Raw genomic sequence first — 18,519 nt, forward strand, 5'->3', positions numbered from 1 at the left:
CTCAGCCGTTCGGGCGCCGCGCCCGGTCCGTCAGGGCGCGCAGCAGGTCCTCGGCCACCGGCAGCGTCCGCAGTTCCTCCGGGCCCGGAAGGCGGTCGTCGGTCGGACCCCCGAGTTCGAGGACCTCGTTGTGCAGGCGCTCCATGGTGACGTCGAGCCGGTTGGCGGTCTCCGCCGCCTCCCTGAGCTCGTCGAGCAGGTCCCGGGGCACGTCCCTGGCGTACTTGTAGTAGATCTTGTGCTCCAGGCTGGCCCAGAAGTCCATGGCGATCGTGCGGATCTGGATCTCCACGGGGACCTGCTCGGTGCGGTCGGACATCCGCACCGGCGTCTCGACCAGCAGGTGCAGGCTCCGGTACCCGTTCGGTTTGGGCGCCCCGACGTAGTCCTTGACCTCCGTCACACGAATGTCCTCGTGCCCGGACAGCATGTCCCGGATCGTGTACACGTCCGACACGAAGCTGCAGGTGATGCGGATCCCGGCGATGTCGAGGATGGTGGCCCGGATGTCCCCCAGATCCAGGGAGCAGCCCCTGCGGCGCGCCTTCTCCATGATGCTGGTGGGCGACTTCAGCCGCGAGCTGACGTGCTCGATCGGGTTGTGGTCGTGGACGTAGCGGAACTCCTCGTTGAGGATGTTCACCTTCGCCATCGTGGTGTCGATGGCGAACTTGTACGACATCAGGAAGCGGGCGACGTCGTCGCGTGCCTCCGACAACGCCTTGGACGCGTCGTCGTCCCCCATCAGCCACCCCCGTGTCCCCGTCGACTCATGCTAGCGCCCGCAACAGGGCGACGCGGGGGCGGCCGGGCCCGCTACCTGGGCGCGAAGGAGACCTCCGACCAGAGCGCACGCACGGGGGCGTCCGCGGTGCGCAGCGCGTCCTCGACGTCCCACACCCGGACCGCGGTGGCGTCGGCGGTCACCGCGGGCCACCCCGGGTCCCCCGTGGCGGCGAAGTCGCGCCAGGCCGCCACCATGCGCGCGGACAGGGCCTCGTGGGCCCCGGTCGGTTTGCCGCCGAGGAGGAACAGCGCGAAGTCCGTGTCCAGGTTGCCGAACGCGAACGGCAGGTCCAGGGCGTGGCACGCCCCCAGACGGCCCTCCATGGCGGGGCTCTCGAAGGCCAGCCGGAAGAGGTGGGAGCGCCCCCCGCCGAAGGCGTGCGCCCGGGCGAAGCGCACCGTGTACTCGTTGAACAGGGCGTCGCCCTGGATGGCGGCGTACAACTGGCGCAGGGAGGCACCGGGGTGGGCGGAGCGGTAGGCGGCGACCGCGCCCTCTCCGAGCCCGAGACCGGCCGCGGTCACGGCGAGGGCCGCCTCGTCGTCGATCTCCACGGACTGGCCCAGCTCGGTGAACAGGCGGTACTCGTGGGCGTTGTGCCCGGTGAGCAGGTCCACCCCGGCGGCCTCACCGCTCGCGACGGCCTCCAACGGGGGCCGGGGCAGCTCTGGGCCCCCGACGACGGGGGCGAAGCAGGTGAAGGCCTTGGCGCGCACACCGCCGGAGGACCGTGACGAAGAGGAGGCCAGGACCGTGTCGACGGCCTCCAGCACCGCCTCCGGCGGTAGCTCGGCGAGGGCGTCGGCGGTCAGGGGGACCCCCGCCGCGGCGGCCACGCGTTCGGAGACGGACCGGGCGGTGTCCACGGTGACCATGTCTGCGGGAACACTGTGCGCGACCGCCCGGCGGAAGAGCCCCTGGGCCACGGGGGACGCCATCAGGCACACCACGGATCCGGCACCGGCCGACTCCCCCGCGACCGTGACGTTGTCCGGGTCGCCGCCGAAGGCCGCGATGTTGTCCCGCACCCAGCGCAGTGCCGCCGCCTGGTCGAGCAGCCCCCGGTTGTCGGGGCGGCCCGGCACGTGTCCGAAGCCCTCGAAACCGACCCGGTAGTTGACACCGACGACCACGAGCCCGCTCTCGGCCAGGCGGGTGCCGTCGTAGGTGGCCTCGGAGGAGGCGCCGACGATGTACGCGCCGCCGTGGATCCACACGAGGACCGGCGCGCGGTCGCCCTCACGCGCGGCCGACCACACACTGAGCGAGAGGCAGTCCAGGGGCGTGTCCGCGTCCCAGGGCGCGGCACCGAGGAGTTGGGCGCCCTGCGGGGGCGGCGGGCCGAAGGCGGTGCAGTCGCGGACGCCGTCCCAGGAGGGTGCGGGCGCGGGGGCCGAGAAGCGGAGGTCGCCGAACGGGGCCGCGGCGTAGGGGATGCTGCGGTGGACGGTGACCCCGCCGCTCTCGGATCGTTGGGACGTGGCGCCCCGGACCCGTCCGGCCGTCGTCTTCGCTGTGTGTTCGGCGTCCACGTGCGTCCTTCCCTCGGTTCACGACACCCCCACCTAACAACGTTAGGTAGGGGTGCGCAAGACCCCGGGGCGGCCCTCCGCCGCCGGACCTCGCTCCGCCGCACCCGGCCCGCGCGTCCAGCGACACCCGGCGGGCCGAACATCCCGCGCGAACGGCAGCCGGTAACATACCACCCGGTCGGTATGAACACGCGAACGAAGGGTACCCATGCGCGCCATCCAGATCACCGAGTTCGGCGGACCCGAGGTCCTCAGGGCCACCGAACTGCCCGACCCCGTACCGAACCCCGGCGAGGTGCTCGTCGACGTCACCCGCTCGGGCATCAACTACGCCGACACGCACCAGGCGGAGAACAGCTACCTGTCGCCCGCGACCCTCCCGCTGGTTCCCGGCATGGAGATCGCCGGGCTCACCCCGGACGGCCACCGGGTCGTCGCCCTGACCAACAGCGGCGGTTACGCCGAGCGGGCCACCGCCGCCCCCGGCATGAGCTTCGAGATCCCCGACGAGGTGTCCGACGACGACGCCCTCGCCCTGGTCGTCCAGGGCGCCACCGCGTGGGTGCTGCTCAGCAAGACCGCGCGGATGGACCCCGGCGAGTCGGTCGTCGTACACGCGGCCGCCGGAGGCGTGGGCACGCTCGCCGTCCAGCTCGCCAAGCGGTTCGGCGCGGGGCGCGTCATCGCGGTGGCGGGCAGCGAGAGGAAGCGCGACCTGGCGCGGGAGCTGGGCGCGGACGCCGTCGTGGACTCCGCGGCGCCCGACATGACCGAGGCCCTGATCGAGGCCAACGGCGGCCGCCGGGTGGACATCGTGCTGGACATGGTCGGCGGCCGGGTGACCGACGAGAGTGTGCGGGCCCTCGCGCCGTTCGGCCGCCTGGCGTTCTACGGGATGGCCTCGCGCGAACTGCCCAGCCCGGTCCAGCCGGCCAACCTGATGCGGTTCTCCACCACGGTGGGCGGCATGTGGCTGCCCCACACGTGGCTGCTGCCGGGCGAGGTGATGGGGACGGCGATGGCGGAGCTCTTCTCGCTGGTGGCCGGGGGACACCTGAGGCCGGTACTCGGCGAGACCTACCCGCTCGCGGAGGCGTACCGCGCGCACGAGGCACTGCGGTCCAGGGGCACGATCGGCAAGCTCACCCTCGATCCCCGCGCCTGAGCATCCGGCGCCGGCCGCCGGCCTCCGATGGAAGCGAAACGCCACCTTTATGACGTAGATTCCGACGATGCGCCGGGGCGGGCACGGACGGCCCGCACCGGAGGCCGGGTCGGCCCGTGCCCGGGTGGCGGCGCCGGGGACGCCCCCGGGGCCCACCCCGCGTCCGCGGCCGGCGCACGGCGGTCGCCTCCCCCGGCCGGCCTACGCGGACGGGGACCGGTAGACGAGGTCGGCGTACTCGCGGTGGCGCTGGATCCACCCCTTGACGTAGGGGCACAGCGGCAGGACGGACAGTCCGCGCGAGCGGACGTCGTCCAGCGCGGCGCGGGTCAGGGCCCCGGCCAGCCCCCGCCCCTCGAAGGCGGGGTCGATCTCCGTGTGGGTGAAGGTGATCATGTCGTCGGTGAGGATGTACTCGGCGTGCCCGGCGACCTCGCCGTCGGCGGTGATCTCGTAACGGCGCTGGTCCCGCCGGTCGACGACGTCGGCTGTCATGGGGAGTCCTCATCCTGTCGGTCGGAGGCGGGGGGCGTGGCCCGCGCCGCCATTGTCCCGCTTCGGCGACGCGCGCGCCTCTTGCGGCACGCACCTTCGGGGACGTAGAGTCTCCGTTGCATACCGACCAGTCGGTTTAAGGAGAACGTGATGACTTCCCGGTTCAGCGGCCGGACCGCCATCGTCACCGGCGCGAGCCGCGGCATCGGCCTGGCCATCGCCCGGCGGCTCGTCGACGAGGGCGCGCGCGTGTGCGTCACCGCCCGCAAGCCCGAACCCCTCCGGGAGGCCGTCGAGGAGCTGGGCGGCCCCGGACACGCCATCGGCGTACCGGGGCGGGCGGACGACCCGCAGCACCAGGACGAGGCGATCGCCGCGACGCTGGAGGCCTTCGGCAGCGTCGACCTGTTCGTCAACAACACCGGCATCAACCCGGTGTACGGGCGGATGGTGGACCTGGACCTGGACGCGGCCCGCAAGATCGTCGAGGTCAACGCCCTGTCCGCGATCTCGTGGGTGCAGAAGGCGTACAAGGCCTGGATGTCCGAGCACGGGGGGGCGATCGTCAACGTCTCCTCCGTCGCCGGACTCAAACCGGCCCCCGGTATCGGCTTCTACGGGGCCACAAAGGCGATGCTCATCCACATCACCGAGGAGCTCGCCGTCGAACTGGGCCCGGGTATCCGCGTGAACGGGGTCGCCCCGGCCGTGGTCAAGACCAGGTTCGCCGCCGCCCTGTACGAGGGCCGCGAGGAGAAGGTCGCCGCCGAGTACCCGCTCGGCCGTCTGGGCGTACCCGAGGACGTGGCGGGCGCGGTCGCGTTCCTGCTCTCCGAGGACGCCGCGTGGATCACCGGCCGCACGCTCGTCCTCGACGGCGGCGTCACCCTGACCGGAGGCGTCTGACATGGATCTGACCGACAGCGGGGTGGTCGTCACCGGCGCCGGCAACGGCATCGGCGCGGCGATCGCCCGTCGACTGGCCGGGGCCGGTGCCCGCGTGGTGGTCAACGACCTCGACGCGGGGGCCGCCGAGGCCGTGGCCGCCGAGATCGGCGGGCTCGCGGTTCCGGGCGACGCCGCGAGCGAGGCGGGTGTCACCGCGCTCATCGCCGAGGCCGGCGCCCACCTGGGCGCCATCGACCTGTACGCGGCCAACGCGGGGGTGGGCGTGGGCGGCGGCCCGGAGGCCTCCGAGCAGGACTGGGACCTCGCCTGGCAGGTCAACGTGATGGCGCACGTCCGCGCCGCACGGGAGCTGGTGCCCGGTTGGCTGGAACGGGGCAGCGGCCGTTTCCTGTCCACCGTGTCCGCGGCCGGCCTGCTCACGATGCTGGGCAGCGCGCCGTACTCGGTGACCAAGCACGCCGCCCTGTCCTTCGGCGAGTGGCTGTCCGCCACCTACGGGGACCGCGGGATCACCGTCCAGTGCATCTGCCCGCTCGGGGTGCGCACGAACCTGCTGGAGTCCAGCGGGGACACCGGCAGGGCCATCCTGGCGGCCGACGCGATCACCCCGGAGGAGGTCGCGGACGCGGTGATGGCCGGTCTGGCCGACGGACGGTTCCTGATCCTGCCGCACCCCCAGGTCGCCGACTACTACGCGGCCAGGGCCGAGGACACCGACCGCTGGCTGACGGGGATGCGCCGCCTCCAGGCCAAGGTTTTCGAGGGGAACACATGAGTGAGGGACACCCGGAACTTCCCGGGCTCGACCTGGACCGGTTGCGCGCACACCTGGACGGCGGCCTGCCCGGGCTGCTCTCCGGGCCGCTGCGCGGGAGGGTGGTCGCGGGAGGCAAGTCCAACCTGACGTACGTGGTCTCCGACGGGACCGGCGACTGGGTCGTGCGCCGCCCCCCGCTCGGACACGTGCTGGCGACCGCCCACGACATGTCCCGGGAGTACCGGGTGATGACCGGGCTCCGGGACACCTCCGTCCCGGTCCCCCGCACACACCTGCTGTGCGAGGACCCCGACGTGCTGGGAGCGCCGTTCTACGTCATGGAGTACGTGGAGGGCACGCCCTTCCGCACCCGGGACGAGATCGCGCCCCTGGGCCCGGACACCGCGCGCAGGGTGGCGGAGGAGCTGATCGCGACCCTGGGCGAGCTGCACGCGGTGGTGCCCGAGGAGGTCGGGCTGGGCGGCTTCGGGCGCCCGGAGGGCTTCCTGGAGCGCCAGGTGCGCCGGTGGCGCAAGCAGCTGGACGCCTCACGCAGCCGGGACATCCCGGGGATCGACGAACTGCACGGGAAGCTCGCCGCGACCCTGCCCGAGCAGTCGGCGCCCGCGATCGTGCACGGGGACTACAGGCTGGACAACGTCCTGGTCACACCGGAGGGCCGCATCAACGCGGTGCTGGACTGGGAGATGGCCACGCTCGGCGACCCCCTCGTGGACCTGGGTCTGATGCTCGTCTACCAGCAGCAGCCCGTGGGGGTCGACAAGGTCCCCGCGACGTCCGCGGAGGGGTTCCCCCCGCCGGAGGAACTGGTGGCGATGTACGCCGCCACGACCGGCCGTGACGTCTCCCGGCTCGGCTGGTACGTGGCGCTGGGCTGCTTCAAGCTCGCCGTCATCGCGGAGGGCATCCACTTCCGGCACAGCAGGGGACTGACCGTCGGCACGGGCTTCGACCGGATCGGCGACGTGGTCGCCCCCCTGGTGGAGCGCGCCCACACCATGCTCAAGGAGGACTGATGGACTTCGCCTACGACGAGGAGACCGAGGAGCTTCGCCAGAAGCTGCTGGCCTTCATGGACGAGCACGTCTACCCGGCCGAGGCGGTGATGGAGGAACAGCTCGCCGCGCGCGACGACCCCTGGTCGACCGCGCCGGTCGTGCGCGAACTCCGGGCCGAGGCGCGCAAGCGGGGGCTGTGGAACCTGTTCCTGGCCGGACACCCGGAGCACGGCGGGCTGAGCAACCTCCGGTACGCGCCGCTGGCCGAGATCACCGGCCGCAGCCCGAGGCTGGCGCCCGCCGCGCTCAACTGCGCGGCGCCCGACACCGGGAACATGGAGGTGCTGACGATGTTCGGCACCCCCGAGCAGAAGAAGCGGTGGCTGGAGCCCCTGCTGGCCGCGGACATCCGCTCGGCGTTCGCGATGACCGAGCCCGCCGTGGCCTCCTCCGACGCCACCAACATCACCACCAGCATCGTCCGCGAGGGTGACGAGTACGTCGTCAACGGGCGCAAGTGGTTCATCACCGGTGCGCTCAACCCCGAGTGCGCCGTATTCATCGTGATGGGCAAGACCGACCCCGACGCGGACCGGCACCGCCAGCAGAGCATGGTGCTGGTGCCGCGCGACACCCCCGGGCTGACGGTCCGGCGCGGCATGTCGGTGTACGGCTTCGACGACAGCGACCACGGCGGCCACGCGGAGGTGCTGTTCGAGGACGTGCGGGTACCCGCCGAGAACCTCGTCGGCGGCGAGGGCGAGGGGTTCGCCATCGCCCAGGCCCGGCTGGGCCCCGGCCGCATCCACCACTGCATGCGGCTCATCGGCATGGCGGAGCGGGCCCTGGAGCTCACCTGCCGGCGCGTACTGGACAGGGTGGCGTTCGGGCGGCCCCTGGCCGAGCAGGGCGTGGTCCGGGAGTGGATCGCCGAGGCCCGCGTGTCCATCGAGCAGCTGCGTCTGCTGGTGCTCAAGACCGCTTACCTGATGGACACGGTCGGCAACCGCGGCGCGCACACGGAGATCCAGGCGATCAAGATCGCCACCCCGCGCACGGTGGAGTGGATCATGGACAAGGCGATCCAGGCGCACGGCGCCGCCGGTGTCAGCCAGGACCTGCCGCTGGCCGGGTGGCTGGCGGGCGTGCGGTCCCTGCGGCTGGCCGACGGCCCCGACGAGGTGCACCTGCGCTCCCTCGGCCGGGCCGAGCTGCGCAAGTACCGCTAGGTCGTGTTCCCGGGCCCCTCCGGGCCCGCGTCACACGCCGGGCGGGGAGGGGCCGGGGAGGCGTTCCCCGGCCCCTCCCGGCGGTTCAGGCCCCGGTGCGCAGCCCCGCCACGAGCAGATCGGCGAAGTGGCGGCCGACGTCCTCGCCGGTGAGCGGCCCTCCCGGGTGGTACCAGGTGCTCAGGTGGTGGACCGAGCCGAAGAAGTAGTTGACCACCAGGTCCGCCGAGACGTCGGCGCGGAAGACGCCCTCGCTCTGGCCCCGGGCCACCATGTCGCGGAAGACCTCGTGGTATCCGCGCCGTTCGGCGCGCACGGCGCGCTGCTTCTCCTCGCTGAGCTGGTGCATGGAGCGGAAGAAGATGACGGTGTCGTCCAGGTTGGCGACGCTGGTGACGATGACGTCGGCGGCCGCCGCGTGGACGCGTTCGACCACCGGTGCCTCGCGTTCGGCGATGCGGACCAGGTGCTCGGTCTGCATGCGCAGGACCCGGGCGTAGATCTCGTAGAGCAGGTCGTCCTTGGACCCGAAGTAGTGGTACATCGCGCCCTTGGTGACGCCCGCGGCGAGGACGACCTCCTGGACGGACGTCCCCTCGTAGCCCCGTTCGGCGAACAGCCTCGTCGCCGCCCCGAGCAGCCGTTCGGGAACGGACCTGCCCCCCGTAGCCGGGTCGACCGCCTGTTGTGCTCGCGCCATGTCCTGCCTCACCTCGTGCCCCCGCCGTCCTGAGGACGCCCGTCGGGACAGCATACCGACCGGCTGGTACCTCGCGCGCACACCGAGTGGCCGCATGTCCGGCAGCGGGGGCTCAGACCGCGACCACGTCCACCACGCGGCCGTCGGGGTCGGTGAGGGTGTGGCGGCCGGGCTCCAGCGGCGGCATGGCGAGCCGGGCGTCCACGGTGAAACCGAGGCGGACCGCGCCCGTGGAGCGCTCGGCCGTCGCCGGATAGATCTCGAACACCACGCCCTCGGCCAGCACCGCGGCGTGGTGCGGGGCTCCCCCGCCGTGCTGTTCACGGACGAAGCCCAGACCGAGCGCGGCGTAGAACGCACGGCACTCCTCGGTGCGGCCGGTGTAGATCACCACGAGGGTGGCCCTGGGGGTGGCCACCATCCCCGCCGGCCGTGCCGGGCCGGGCGCGCCGGCGCCCGGGGGCGGCGCCGCGGACGGCCCCCCTTCGAGGAACTCCCGCGCGCGGGCGTACTTGGCGCGCAGCCGTTGGGCCTGCTCGGCCGGCAGCGCCGCCAGACGGCCCTCGTCGGAGTTGTGGCGGTTGTCGGCGAGCTTGACCAGCCGCCCCAGGGGGTCGGCCGCGGCCCGGCGCACCATGTCCCCGTAGGACTCCCCCGGCCTGCGGCTCACCGACTCCACCGCGCGCACGACCGCCTCCGGGCACCCCCTGCCGCGCAGGTCGTCGGCGGTGATCGGGGTGTCCTCCAGGACGTCGTGCAGCACCCCCGCCATCTGGGCGTGCAACCCGTGGGGGGCGAGCAGGTCGCGGACCGCGAACACGTGCTCGCTGTAGGGGCGTCCCGCCCTGTCGACCTGCCCGGCGTGGGCGGACCATGCCAGGCGCGAGGCCTGGTCCAGCGTCATCTCCACGGTGTACGCCCCCTGTCCCGTCGGCCTTGCCACCGACCTGACGGTACCCCCGCGAGGGCCCCCCGGCCAGACCCGCCCGCGCTGCCCGCCCGCGCTGCCCGCCCGGCGGGACGGGGGCCGGGCGGGCACGCGGGTGCCTGCCGGGAGCGGGGCCCTCAGGGCGCGGTGTAGTTCTGCGCGTACTCGGCGGTCGGCGGGACGGGGGTGATGACGTCGACGAGGACCCCGGAGGGGTCGGCGACGATGAAGTGCCTCTGCCCGAAGTCCTCGGTGCGGATCTTTAGCTCGGGGCGCAACCCGCCGCGCACGACGAGGCGCTCCCACTCGGCGTCCACGTCCGCCACCTCGAAGTTGAGCAGCAGCCCCTGGACGGGTTTGCGGTAGCCCGCGGGGAGGGTGGGGTGGCGGTGGTCGAGCAGCGCCAGTTCCCGGTCGGGCGGTCCGGGTCGGCGCAGGCTGACGTACCAGTCGGCCGCGAAGGCCTCCTCGAAGCCGAACAGGTCCACGTAGAAGTCCCGCGACTCCCGGATCCGGGTGGTGCCGATGACCGGGTAGAAACCGTTGAGCTCCATGACTCCCCTTTTCGCATACCGTCAGTATGTGAAGTAAGCTATTCACGTACCGTCGGTATGTCAAACAGGTGGGGGGCACATGTCCGCGGAGACCGGGAGCCGGGCCCGACAGCGCGAGCGCACCAGGAGGGCCCTTCTGCGCGAGGGCCGCAGGCTGTTCACCGAACACGGGTACGGCGGTGTGGGCCTGAGCGGGATCGTGGAGGCCGCCGAGGTCACCAAGGGGGCCCTCTACCACCACTTCGAGGGCAAGCCGGGCCTTTTCCACGCCGTCCTGGAGGAGGTCCAGGGGGAGGTCGCCTGCGCCGTGGCGGAAGCCGCCGACGCGCACGAGGACCCGTGGGACCAGCTGAGAGCCGGGTGCCGGGCCTTCCTCCGCGCCAGTACCGCACCGGATGTGCGGCGGATCATGCTGGTGGACGGGCCCGCCGTGCTCGGTTGGAGCGCCTGGCGGTCCCTGGACGAGGCCGGGTCGGCACACCACCTGCGGGAGGCGCTCACCGGCCTCGTCGAGGCGGGGGTCCTGCGGCCCCAGCCGGTGGCGCCCCTGGCCCACCTGCTGTCCGGGGCCATGAACGAGGCCGCCCTGTGGCTGGCCGGCAGCGGGGGCCCCGAGAGCCTGGACGACGTCTGGACCGCTCTCTCGGGGATCCTGGAGTCTCTGCGCGCCAGGTGATCCCGGCGGCGGCCGGGGTCTCGGACCGCTTCCGGACGCTATCGTGGCCCCCATGGCGCAGAGCACCGGAACGGCGGCGGACACGGACGGGGACGAGGGGTTCCGCGACGACTTCGTCGGCCGGTTCTCGGAGTACTGGCAGTCGCAGGGCCGCCCCAGGACCGAGGGGCGCATCGTGGGCTACCTGCTCGTGGCCGACCGCGACGCGGTGAGCGCCGAGGAGATCGCCGACGGCGCCCGGGTCAGCCGGGGGTCGGTGTCCCAGTCGGTGCGCCGCCTGCGGGAGATGGGCTTCGTCGCCCTGGTCGGGGAGCCGAACCGGCGCTCACGGCTGGTCACCATGGACGAGGACGTGTGGGGCGGGTTCCTGCGCAACGAGCGCACCTACCTGCGCCGGCAGAGGGAGCTCGCCGCGACCGCGCTGGACCGGCTGCCCTCGCTGAGCCCGCCCGCGCGCAACCGCCTGCGCAACATGCACGACTACATGAGCTGGCTGGACGACTACCACGACACCCTCCTGTCCCACTGGGAGGAGTACAAGGCCCAGCGGGGCCAGGAGCCGCCCAAGGACCGCCCCGCCTGAGGGGCGCCGCCTCAGAAACGCTCGTGCGGGATGACCAGCGGCGTCCGCGTGCGCGGGTCGGGCACCACGTCGCACGGCAGCCCGAACACCTCCTCCACCAGGGCCGCGGTCACGACCTGCCCGGGTGCGCCGTCCGCGACCACGCTCCCCCTGTTCATGAGGACCAGGCGGGTCGCGAACCGGGCCGCCTGGGCCAGGTCGTGCAGGACGGCGACGATCGTGCGCCCCTGGCGGTGCAGGTCGGCGAACAGCTCCAGCAGGTCGTACTGGTGCGCGATGTCCAGGAACGTGGTGGGCTCGTCCAGCAGCAGGACGTCGGTGTCCTGGGCCAGGACCATCGCCACCCACGCGCGCTGCCGCTGGCCGCCGGAGAGCGAACCGACCTGGGTGTCGGCCCGGTCGGCCAGCCCGGTGAGCTCCAGCGCCCGGGAGATCGCCGTCTCGTCCTCGGGGCTCCACTGGCGAACCAGCGTGTGGTGGGGGAAGCGCCCGCGGGCGGCCAGGGCACGCACGGTGATGCCCTCGGGCGCGACCGGGCTCTGCGGCAGGAGCGCCATCTGGCGGGCGACCGCCTTGGCGCGCTGGCCCCGGATGTCGCTGCCGTTGAGGAGCACCCGGCCCGACATCGGCTTGTTGACGCGGCCCAACGCCTTGAGCAGGGTCGACTTGCCGCACCCGTTGGGTCCGACGATGACGGTGAACTCCCCCTCGGCCACACCGAGGTCCAGGTCGCGCACGACCGGTTCGGCCCCGTACCCCAGGGTGAGGCCCTCAGCAGACAGCACCGGACTCACAGCACGCCCTTTCGCCATTCACGAACCAGAAGGTAGCCCAGGTACACGCCCCCGAGCCCCATGGTGAAGATCCCGACCGGCAGCCCGTCGCCGACCGGCGACTGCTGCACGGCCAGGTCGGCCGCCACCAGCAGGAGCGCACCGACCAGGGCGGACAGCGCCAGGTTGGGGCCGGGGGCCCCGCTGAGCCTGCGGGCGATCTGCGGGGCGGTCAGGGACACGAACGCGATCGGGCCGGCGACGCTCACGGCGGCGGCGGAGAGCACCACCGACAGGACGACGGCGCCGATCCGGGTCCGGGAGGCGCTCGCGCCGAGGGAGTCGGCCATCTCGTCGCCCATCTCGTTGACGGTGACGGGCCCCGCCAGTGCCACCACGAAGGGCAGCGCCAGGAGCAGCACCCCCCAGATGGTCGCGGCGTGCTCCCAGGCCCGGGCGCCCAGGCTGCCGTTGATGTAGGCGGACAGGACGCCGGCCTGGTCCCGGGCCATCACGGACACCACGAAGTGGGTGAACGCCTGCGCCATCGCGGCCACGCCGATCCCGGCGACGATGAGGCGCCCCGGGTGGCGCAGCCCGGTGCCGGTGGCCGAGGCGACGACCACCATGGCCAGGGCGGAGCCCGCGAGGGCGCCCAGCGGCACCGGGACGACGCCGGGAAGGACGAGGGCCGCGAAGGCGGCTCCCGCCCCTGCCCCCGCACCGAGTCCGATGACGTCGGGGCTGCCCAGGGGGTTGCGGGTGACGGACTGGAAGAGCGATCCCGCCAGGCCCAGCGCGGCTCCGGTGCCGACGGCGACGGCCAGCCGGGGACCGCGCAGGCGTTCGAGGACGAACGTCTCGGTCGCCTCCCCGGCGCCCGCGAGGACGGCGGGAAGGCGGGTGAGGGGGATGCCGAGCCGTCCCAGGGCGAGGGTCGCCGCCGCGGCGGCGACCAGGAGCACCAGGAGGAGCACCGCCCACAGGACGGAGCGCGGGTGCACGGGGAGCGCGACCGGCCCGAGCGCGAGCACGGGCGGGGTGGCGCGGCGCGGCGGCGGCGGCCGACGCGTCCGGGTGGCGGTCCGGGTCATGGGGCGCTCCGCATCTTCCGGACCGCGTACAGCAGGACCGGGGCTCCGACGAACGCCGTGACCACGCCGACCATCAGCTCGGTGGGCCGGACGATCGTGCGGCCGACGACGTCGGCGACCAGCAGCAGGGTGGGGCCGACCAGCAGGGCGAACGGTACCTGGACGCGGAAGTCCACGCCGACCAGGGCCCGCACCACGTGGGGGACGGCCAGGCCGACGAAGGCGATGGGGCCGGCCGCCGCCGTGGCTCCGGCGGCGAGCACAGTGCCCGCGACCAGCCCCGCGGAGCGGGTCCACAGGGTGTTCGCGCCGGTGGCGATCGCCGCCTCCTCCCCCAGGGCCAGGGCGTTGAGGCCCCCTGCGACGAGGAACGCCAGCAGGACGCCGACACCGATGACGGGCAGCACGGAGAGGATGACGTCGTAGCCGCGACCGCCCAGGGAGCCGACCACCCAGTAGCGGTAACTGTCGAAGGTGTCGGGCATGCTCAGTGCCACCGCCTGGACGTAGGCGGTGAGCACGGCGGAGACCACCGCCCCGGCCAGGACGAGGCGGACCAGGCCGCCGTCGCCGCCCCGGCTTCCCACGGTGTAGGCGGCCAGTCCGGCCACGAGCGCGCCGGGCAGCGCCCACCAGACCGTGCCCGTGACGGAGGTGGGGCCGAACAGGGCGGTGGCGGTGACCACCCCGGCGGCGGCGCCCGCGTTGACGCCCAGGAGCCCGGGGTCCGCGAGGGGGTTGCGCGTGATGCCCTGCATGAGGGTGCCCGCCAGGGCGAGGGCGGCCCCGGCGACGATGCCGAGGAGGGTGCGCGGGTAGCGGCTCTCCACCACGGTGGTGGTGAAGGGGTCGGCCCCGCCCGTGAGCACCTGCCACACCTCCAGGGGTGAGGTGGGTCTGCTGCCCATGACGAGGCTGAGGAGGGCCGCCCCGGCCAGGGCCGCGACGCCCGCGCCGAGCATGAGCGCGGCGCGGGCGGGGCCCGTGCGGGACGGCGCCGTGAGTGTCTTCACGTTCGCCTTGCCGGTGGGGGTCAGCTGTCGGTGTTGGCCGCGGCCTCTTCGATCAGGGGCACGTAGCGCTCGATGACCCAGGGGACGGTGAGCGGGTTGATGATCGAGGACGCGGTGACGAAGGAGGTGTCCTCGGCGGCGACCACGGCCCCGCTCTCGATGGCGGGAATGGCCGCGTAGAGCTCCTGGTCCTCGATCTCGGCGCGCGTCTCCTCGTCGGTGTAGAACGTGAAGATCAGGTCGCTGTCGGCGAGCTGGTCGGCGTTCTCCAGACCGATGATGGCGGAGTCGGTGCCCTCGGTCTCGGGAAAGGTCTCGACGACGGGGTCCACGGTCAGGCCCAGCCCGCGCACCATCGCGACGCGCTGCTCGTCGGGGAGGAAGACGCCGAGCGTGCCGGGGCCGTCGGTGTAGACGTAGGAGAAGCTGAGGTCGGCGAACTGCTCGTTGGCCGCCGCGGCCTCGGTGAACTGCCCCTCGATGTCCTCGATGAGGCCCTGTGCCTCGTCGGGGCGGCCCAGCGCCTCGCCGATGATCTCGATCTGCTGGTCCCAGTCGGTGCTCCACGGGAGCTCGGGGTAGGCGACCGTCGGGGCGATGTCGCTCAGGATGTCGTACTGCTCCTGGGTGACGCCGGACCAGGGGGCGAGGATGACGTCCGGAGCGAGCTCGATGATCGCCTCGAAGTCGATGTCGTCGGCTCCGGCGAACTGCGCGGGCAGCTCCTCGCCGGACTCGGTGACGGCCTCGTGGATCCAGGGGAGGTACCCGGTGTCGTCGCTGCCCCACTCGTAGCTCTCGACACCGACCGGCACGACGCCCAGGGCGATGGCGGTCTCGGCGGAGCCCTGGCCCAGGGTGACCACGCGCTCGGGCTGCTCGGTGATCTCGGCGGTGCCGAGGGCGCTCTCGATGCTGGCCGGGAACGCGCCGTCCGCCGTGCCGCCGCCGCTCTCGTCGGTGTTCTCCCCGGTGTCGCCGCAGGCCGCGAGGCCGAGGGCGAGGAGGGCGGTGAGTCCGATGCCGCTGGCGCGGTGGAAGGTGGAGGCCATGCTCACACTGCTTTCTTCGTCATGGGGGTGGCCGCGTCGTACCCGGCGGGCCTGTTCCGCGCAGGGGCCATCGGCCCCGAGGGGAAGCATGAAGGACAGAACGGGAGAACCCCGACAGAACCAAGGTTAGTCTAACCTCACTTCGAGGGGATTTCAAAAATTCTGAATCCTCGGGGCTGGCTCCGTCCCAGGTCACGAAAGGCCGCTCGGCGCCCCCGGCCCCGGCTCGCTGCCGCGGGCGGGCCGGGGGTGCCGGGCGGTCAGGCCCCCGACAGGTGGACGCGGGCCTCCCAGGGGCGCAGCGGCGCGAACAGCCCCTCCCCCTCCGGGTAGTTGCCGATCAGCCGTTCGGGGGCGCGTCCGGCGACCCCGGGGTCCAGGTCCGGCGTCACTGTCTCGGCGCTCCAGTTCACCAGGACCGTCAGCACCTTGTCGTCCAGGGTCCGGGTGTAGGCGTACACGGCGGGGTCCTCCTCGGCCAGGGGCTCGAACCGGCCGTGCACGATCACCGGGTGCTCCTTGCGCAGCGCGATCAGGCGCCGGTAGTAGTGGAACACCGAGCCCTGGTCGGCGACGGCGGCCTCCGCGTTGATCTCGACGTGGTTGGGGTTGACCCCGATCCACGGCGTACCGGTGGTGAACCCGGCGTTGGGCGAGGCGTCCCACTGCATGGGCGTGCGCGCGTTGTCCCGGCTCATCCGGGCGATGGCCGCCATGGCGGTGTCCGGGTCCGCCTCAGCGGACTCCACCGCGACGCGGTGGTGGTTGAGGGTCTCCACGTCCCGGTAGTCCCCGATGTCGGTGAGGTGGGCGTTGGTCATCCCCAGCTCCTCGCCCTGGTAGACGTACGGCGTCCCCTTCATCATGTGCAGGGTCGTGGCCAGTGCCGTCGCCGACTCCACGCGGAACCGCTCGTCACCGAATCGCGACACCGCCCGGGGCTGGTCGTGGTTGTTCCAGTACAGGCTGTTCCACCCGATCCCGCCAAGGCCCTTCTGCCAGCGGTTGAGGGAGCGCTTGAGCGCGCGCAGGTCCAGGGGCCGCGGGTCGAACTTCCCCCCGGGCCCGTGGTCGAGGTCCACGTGCTCGAACTGGAACACCATGTCGAGCTCGCGGTTGGCGGGGTTGGTGTGCACGCGGGCCTGTTCCACACCCACCCCGGGCATCTCGCCGACGGTGAGCACGTCCCGCCCCGCGAAGACCTCCCGGTGCATCTCGTGCAGGAACTCGTGGAGGCGGGGACCGTTCACGGCGTACTCGGCGAAGGACCCGTGGTCGCCGGTGACCGGACCGTCGGGCATCCTCCGGGTCTTGGAGACGAAGTTGATGACGTCCATGCGGAACCCGTCGGCGCCCCGGTCCAGCCACCAGCGCGCCACGTCGTGGACGGCCTCGCGCACCCGGGGGTTCTCCCAGTTCAGGTCCGGTTGGCGCCGGGTGAACAGGTGCAGGTAGTACTCTCCGGTGGCCTCGTCCCGGGTCCAGGCGGGCCCCGAGAACACCGAACCCCAGTTGTTGGGCGGCCCGCCCTCGCGCCCGGGCCTCCAGAAGTAGAAGTCGCGTTTGTCGGGATCACCGGCGCGGGAGGCGGTGAACCAGGGGTGCTCGTCGCTGGTGTGGTTGACGACCAGGTCCATCACCAGGCGCATTCCGCGCTCGTGCAGTCCGTCGCGCAGCCGGTCCCAGTCCTCCAGCGTGCCGAACCGGGGGTGGATGTCGCGGTAGTCGCTGATGTCGTACCCGTTGTCGTCCCACGGCGAGGGGTAGACGGGCGAGAGCCACACGACGTCGACGCCGAGCAGTTTCAGGTAGTCGAGCTTGTCGATGACACCGGGCAGGTCGCCCACCCCGTCGCCGTCGCTGTCGTTGAAGCTGCTCGGATAGATCTGGTAGACGACGCTGGACTTCCACCAGTCGGTGCTCTGCTCCAGGGACATAGGGGTCCTCTCCTCCACGGCGGCGTGTGAGCCAAGTTACTGGAGTGGCCCGGAGTGTGACAGTTCTACGCCCTCCCGGCCCCGGTCTCCCGAGCGGGTCGGCCCCGGGCCCGTGGTCCCGGCGGCCCCCTTCTCGGCGGGCACGTGTCCACAGGTGGCCGAAGACAGGTTGGCGCGCCCTCGGACCCGGGCATACGGCAGGGGACACGCGACGAAAGGGACCCCATGTGCCTCCACGGAACCGGTGAGACCGTCCGCGCCCGGAACGGCCTGACGGGCTCTTCCCCGGCCGGTCCGCCGACCGCCCCGCCCGCCCCCCGCCCGTGGCCCCGGGGCTTTCGCCGGGTGGCCGACCTGAGCCATGTGATCTCGCCGGCCATGCCCGGGTGGGACGACGTGAAACCGCTCAGGGAGACGGTCTCCGCGGCACCCCCCGAGGGGGAGTTCGGCTTCTACCTCCAGCAGTGGACCTTCGGAGAGCACACGGGCACACACCTGGACGCGCCCGGGCACGTGATCGGCGGCGGCCGCCTGGTCCCCGACATCCGGCCGGAGGAGCTGGTCGCCCCCGCGGCGGTCATCGACGTCAGGGCCCGTGCCGCCGAGGACCCGGACACGACCGTGACGGTCGACGACGTCCTGGCGTTCGAGCGGGTGCACGGCGAGATCCCGGCCGGGGCGGCGGTGCTGATGAACTCGGGGTGGAGCACCCGGTGGGAGCGGGGGGACGAGGCGGTGCGCGGGGTGGCGGCCGACGGCTCGTGGCACTTCCCCGGGTTCGGCCCGGAGGTGTGCGAGTTCCTGGTCGCCCGGAGGCGGATCGCCGGGGTGGGCGTCGACACGCTGAGCACCGACCCGGGGTCCTCGACGGACTTCGCCGCGCACGAGGTGGTGGGGCGTGCCGACCGCTGGGGGCTGGAGGCGCTGACCGGCCTGGACCGGCTGCCGCCGAGCGGTGCGCTGCTCAGCATCGGGGTCCTGCCGGGGCTGGACGCCTCCGGCGGTCCGAGCCGTGTGCTGGCCCTGTGGTGAGGGCGGCCGTGGCCCGCCGCCCGTGCGCCCACCTTCCCGGACGGTCTCCGACCGGGAGGGGTGTGCCGTGCGGCGCCGGGGCCGTGTGTCCCGCGGTGCCCGTGCTCCTTCGTGCGCACCGCGGTGGGCCCGGTGCGCCGCGGGTCAGGCCGAGCGGTCGCGGCGCTGCCTGTTCTTCCCGGTACGGATGCGCGGCACGATCGTGGGGTTCACGTTGTCGATCACCGTCTCCCGACTGATGATCACCTGCCCCACATCCTCACGAGAAGGCACCTCATACATCA

19 protein-coding genes and 1 pseudogene are annotated in these 18,519 nt (G+C 72.8%); 8 read left to right on the plus strand and 12 right to left on the minus strand.

Annotated features, from left to right (window positions below):
- Position 1: 1 nt before the first annotated feature.
- Both ACFWTE_RS15530 and ACFWTE_RS15535 read right to left on the minus strand, forming a co-directional pair.
- A complete protein-coding gene (locus ACFWTE_RS15530; protein WP_378780069.1) occupies positions 2 to 745 on the minus strand; it encodes a GTP pyrophosphokinase family protein in 744 nt (247 codons plus the stop codon).
- 71 nt (positions 746 to 816) lie between these two features.
- A complete protein-coding gene (locus ACFWTE_RS15535) occupies positions 817 to 2,319 on the minus strand; it encodes a carboxylesterase/lipase family protein (RefSeq protein WP_378780070.1) in 1,503 nt (500 codons plus the stop codon).
- Positions 2,320 to 2,527: 208 nt separating this feature from the next.
- On the opposite strand from ACFWTE_RS15535, the gene ACFWTE_RS15540 reads away from it, so the two are divergent.
- A complete protein-coding gene (locus tag ACFWTE_RS15540) occupies positions 2,528 to 3,484 on the plus strand; it encodes a zinc-binding alcohol dehydrogenase family protein (RefSeq protein ID WP_378780071.1) in 957 nt (318 codons plus the stop codon).
- A gap of 201 nt (positions 3,485 to 3,685) precedes the next feature.
- Here ACFWTE_RS15540 and ACFWTE_RS15545 read toward each other — a convergent pair whose 3' ends face one another.
- Entirely contained in the window at positions 3,686 to 3,979 is a 294-nt protein-coding gene (locus ACFWTE_RS15545; protein ID WP_378780072.1) for a GNAT family N-acetyltransferase, read from the minus strand.
- A gap of 150 nt (positions 3,980 to 4,129) precedes the next feature.
- On the opposite strand from ACFWTE_RS15545, the gene ACFWTE_RS15550 reads away from it, so the two are divergent.
- The 4 genes from ACFWTE_RS15550 to ACFWTE_RS15565 are packed head-to-tail and all read left to right on the plus strand — an operon-like array spanning position 4,130 to position 7,893.
- Positions 4,130 to 4,885 (plus strand): SDR family oxidoreductase, encoded by a 756-nt coding sequence (locus tag ACFWTE_RS15550; RefSeq protein ID WP_378780074.1) that lies wholly within the window; start codon positions 4,130 to 4,132, stop codon positions 4,883 to 4,885.
- Between the two features lies 1 nt (position 4,886).
- Positions 4,887 to 5,663 carry an SDR family oxidoreductase gene (locus ACFWTE_RS15555; RefSeq protein ID WP_378780075.1) on the plus strand — a complete coding sequence of 259 codons (777 nt, stop codon included), beginning with the start codon at positions 4,887 to 4,889 and terminating at the stop codon, positions 5,661 to 5,663.
- Positions 5,660 to 6,682 (plus strand): phosphotransferase family protein, encoded by a 1,023-nt coding sequence (locus ACFWTE_RS15560; protein WP_378780077.1) that lies wholly within the window; start codon positions 5,660 to 5,662, stop codon positions 6,680 to 6,682. The genes ACFWTE_RS15555 and ACFWTE_RS15560 overlap by 4 nt, the downstream gene beginning before the upstream one ends.
- The gene (locus ACFWTE_RS15565; RefSeq protein WP_378780078.1) at positions 6,682 to 7,893 is read left to right on the plus strand and encodes an acyl-CoA dehydrogenase family protein; all 1,212 of its coding nucleotides are present in this window, start codon (positions 6,682 to 6,684) and stop codon (positions 7,891 to 7,893) included. Before ACFWTE_RS15560 ends, ACFWTE_RS15565 begins: the two co-directional genes overlap by 1 nt.
- An 85-nt stretch (positions 7,894 to 7,978) precedes the next feature.
- On the opposite strand, the gene ACFWTE_RS15570 is transcribed toward ACFWTE_RS15565, so the two are convergent.
- The 3 genes from ACFWTE_RS15570 to ACFWTE_RS15580 form a co-directional block, all read right to left on the minus strand.
- Positions 7,979 to 8,593 carry a TetR/AcrR family transcriptional regulator gene (locus tag ACFWTE_RS15570; RefSeq protein WP_378780080.1) on the minus strand — a complete coding sequence of 205 codons (615 nt, stop codon included), beginning with the start codon at positions 8,591 to 8,593 and terminating at the stop codon, positions 7,979 to 7,981.
- Positions 8,594 to 8,705: 112 nt separating this feature from the next.
- Positions 8,706 to 9,536: a metal-dependent phosphohydrolase gene (locus ACFWTE_RS15575; protein WP_378780081.1), complete on the minus strand. Its 831-nt coding sequence runs from the start codon at positions 9,534 to 9,536 to the stop codon at positions 8,706 to 8,708.
- 122 nt (positions 9,537 to 9,658) lie between these two features.
- Complete coding sequence (locus ACFWTE_RS15580) at positions 9,659 to 10,075, minus strand: VOC family protein (protein ID WP_378780082.1); 417 nt, start codon at positions 10,073 to 10,075, stop codon at positions 9,659 to 9,661.
- A gap of 79 nt (positions 10,076 to 10,154) precedes the next feature.
- On the opposite strand from ACFWTE_RS15580, the gene ACFWTE_RS15585 reads away from it, so the two are divergent.
- Both ACFWTE_RS15585 and ACFWTE_RS15590 read left to right on the plus strand, forming a co-directional pair.
- Positions 10,155 to 10,751, plus strand: coding sequence for a TetR/AcrR family transcriptional regulator (locus ACFWTE_RS15585; RefSeq protein WP_378780084.1), 597 nt, complete (start codon positions 10,155 to 10,157; stop codon positions 10,749 to 10,751).
- Positions 10,752 to 10,803: 52 nt separating this feature from the next.
- Complete coding sequence (locus tag ACFWTE_RS15590; protein ID WP_378780085.1) at positions 10,804 to 11,334, plus strand: GbsR/MarR family transcriptional regulator; 531 nt, start codon at positions 10,804 to 10,806, stop codon at positions 11,332 to 11,334.
- A gap of 11 nt (positions 11,335 to 11,345) precedes the next feature.
- Here ACFWTE_RS15590 and ACFWTE_RS15595 read toward each other — a convergent pair whose 3' ends face one another.
- The 5 genes from ACFWTE_RS15595 to ACFWTE_RS15615 form a co-directional block, all read right to left on the minus strand.
- Entirely contained in the window at positions 11,346 to 12,128 is a 783-nt protein-coding gene (locus tag ACFWTE_RS15595; protein WP_378780086.1) for an ABC transporter ATP-binding protein, read from the minus strand.
- A complete protein-coding gene (locus ACFWTE_RS15600) occupies positions 12,125 to 13,201 on the minus strand; it encodes a FecCD family ABC transporter permease (RefSeq protein WP_378780087.1) in 1,077 nt (358 codons plus the stop codon). The genes ACFWTE_RS15595 and ACFWTE_RS15600 overlap by 4 nt, the downstream gene beginning before the upstream one ends.
- Positions 13,198 to 14,163 (minus strand): FecCD family ABC transporter permease, encoded by a 966-nt coding sequence (locus tag ACFWTE_RS15605; protein WP_378780091.1) that lies wholly within the window; start codon positions 14,161 to 14,163, stop codon positions 13,198 to 13,200. Before ACFWTE_RS15605 ends, ACFWTE_RS15600 begins: the two co-directional genes overlap by 4 nt.
- A gap of 71 nt (positions 14,164 to 14,234) precedes the next feature.
- On the minus strand, positions 14,235 to 15,266 hold the full coding sequence (locus tag ACFWTE_RS15610) for an iron-siderophore ABC transporter substrate-binding protein (RefSeq protein ID WP_378780092.1): 1,032 nt from the start codon (positions 15,264 to 15,266) through the stop codon (positions 14,235 to 14,237).
- A 260-nt stretch (positions 15,267 to 15,526) separates the two neighbouring features.
- Positions 15,527 to 17,203, minus strand: a complete 1,677-nt coding sequence (locus ACFWTE_RS15615; RefSeq protein WP_378780088.1) for an alpha-glucosidase — start codon at positions 17,201 to 17,203, stop codon at positions 15,527 to 15,529.
- Between the two features lie 225 nt (positions 17,204 to 17,428).
- On the opposite strand from ACFWTE_RS15615, the gene ACFWTE_RS15620 reads away from it, so the two are divergent.
- Entirely contained in the window at positions 17,429 to 18,235 is an 807-nt protein-coding gene (locus tag ACFWTE_RS15620; RefSeq protein ID WP_378780089.1) for a cyclase family protein, read from the plus strand.
- A 144-nt stretch (positions 18,236 to 18,379) separates the two neighbouring features.
- On the opposite strand, the pseudogene ACFWTE_RS15625 reads toward ACFWTE_RS15620, so the two are convergent.
- Positions 18,380 to 18,519: pseudogene (locus ACFWTE_RS15625) on the minus strand (ATP-dependent Clp protease ATP-binding subunit ClpX); the annotation flags it as partial.

The organism is Nocardiopsis sp. NPDC058631, from assembly GCF_042716955.1.
In the GTDB taxonomy this organism is placed as follows: Bacteria; Actinomycetota; Actinomycetes; order Streptosporangiales; family Streptosporangiaceae; genus Nocardiopsis.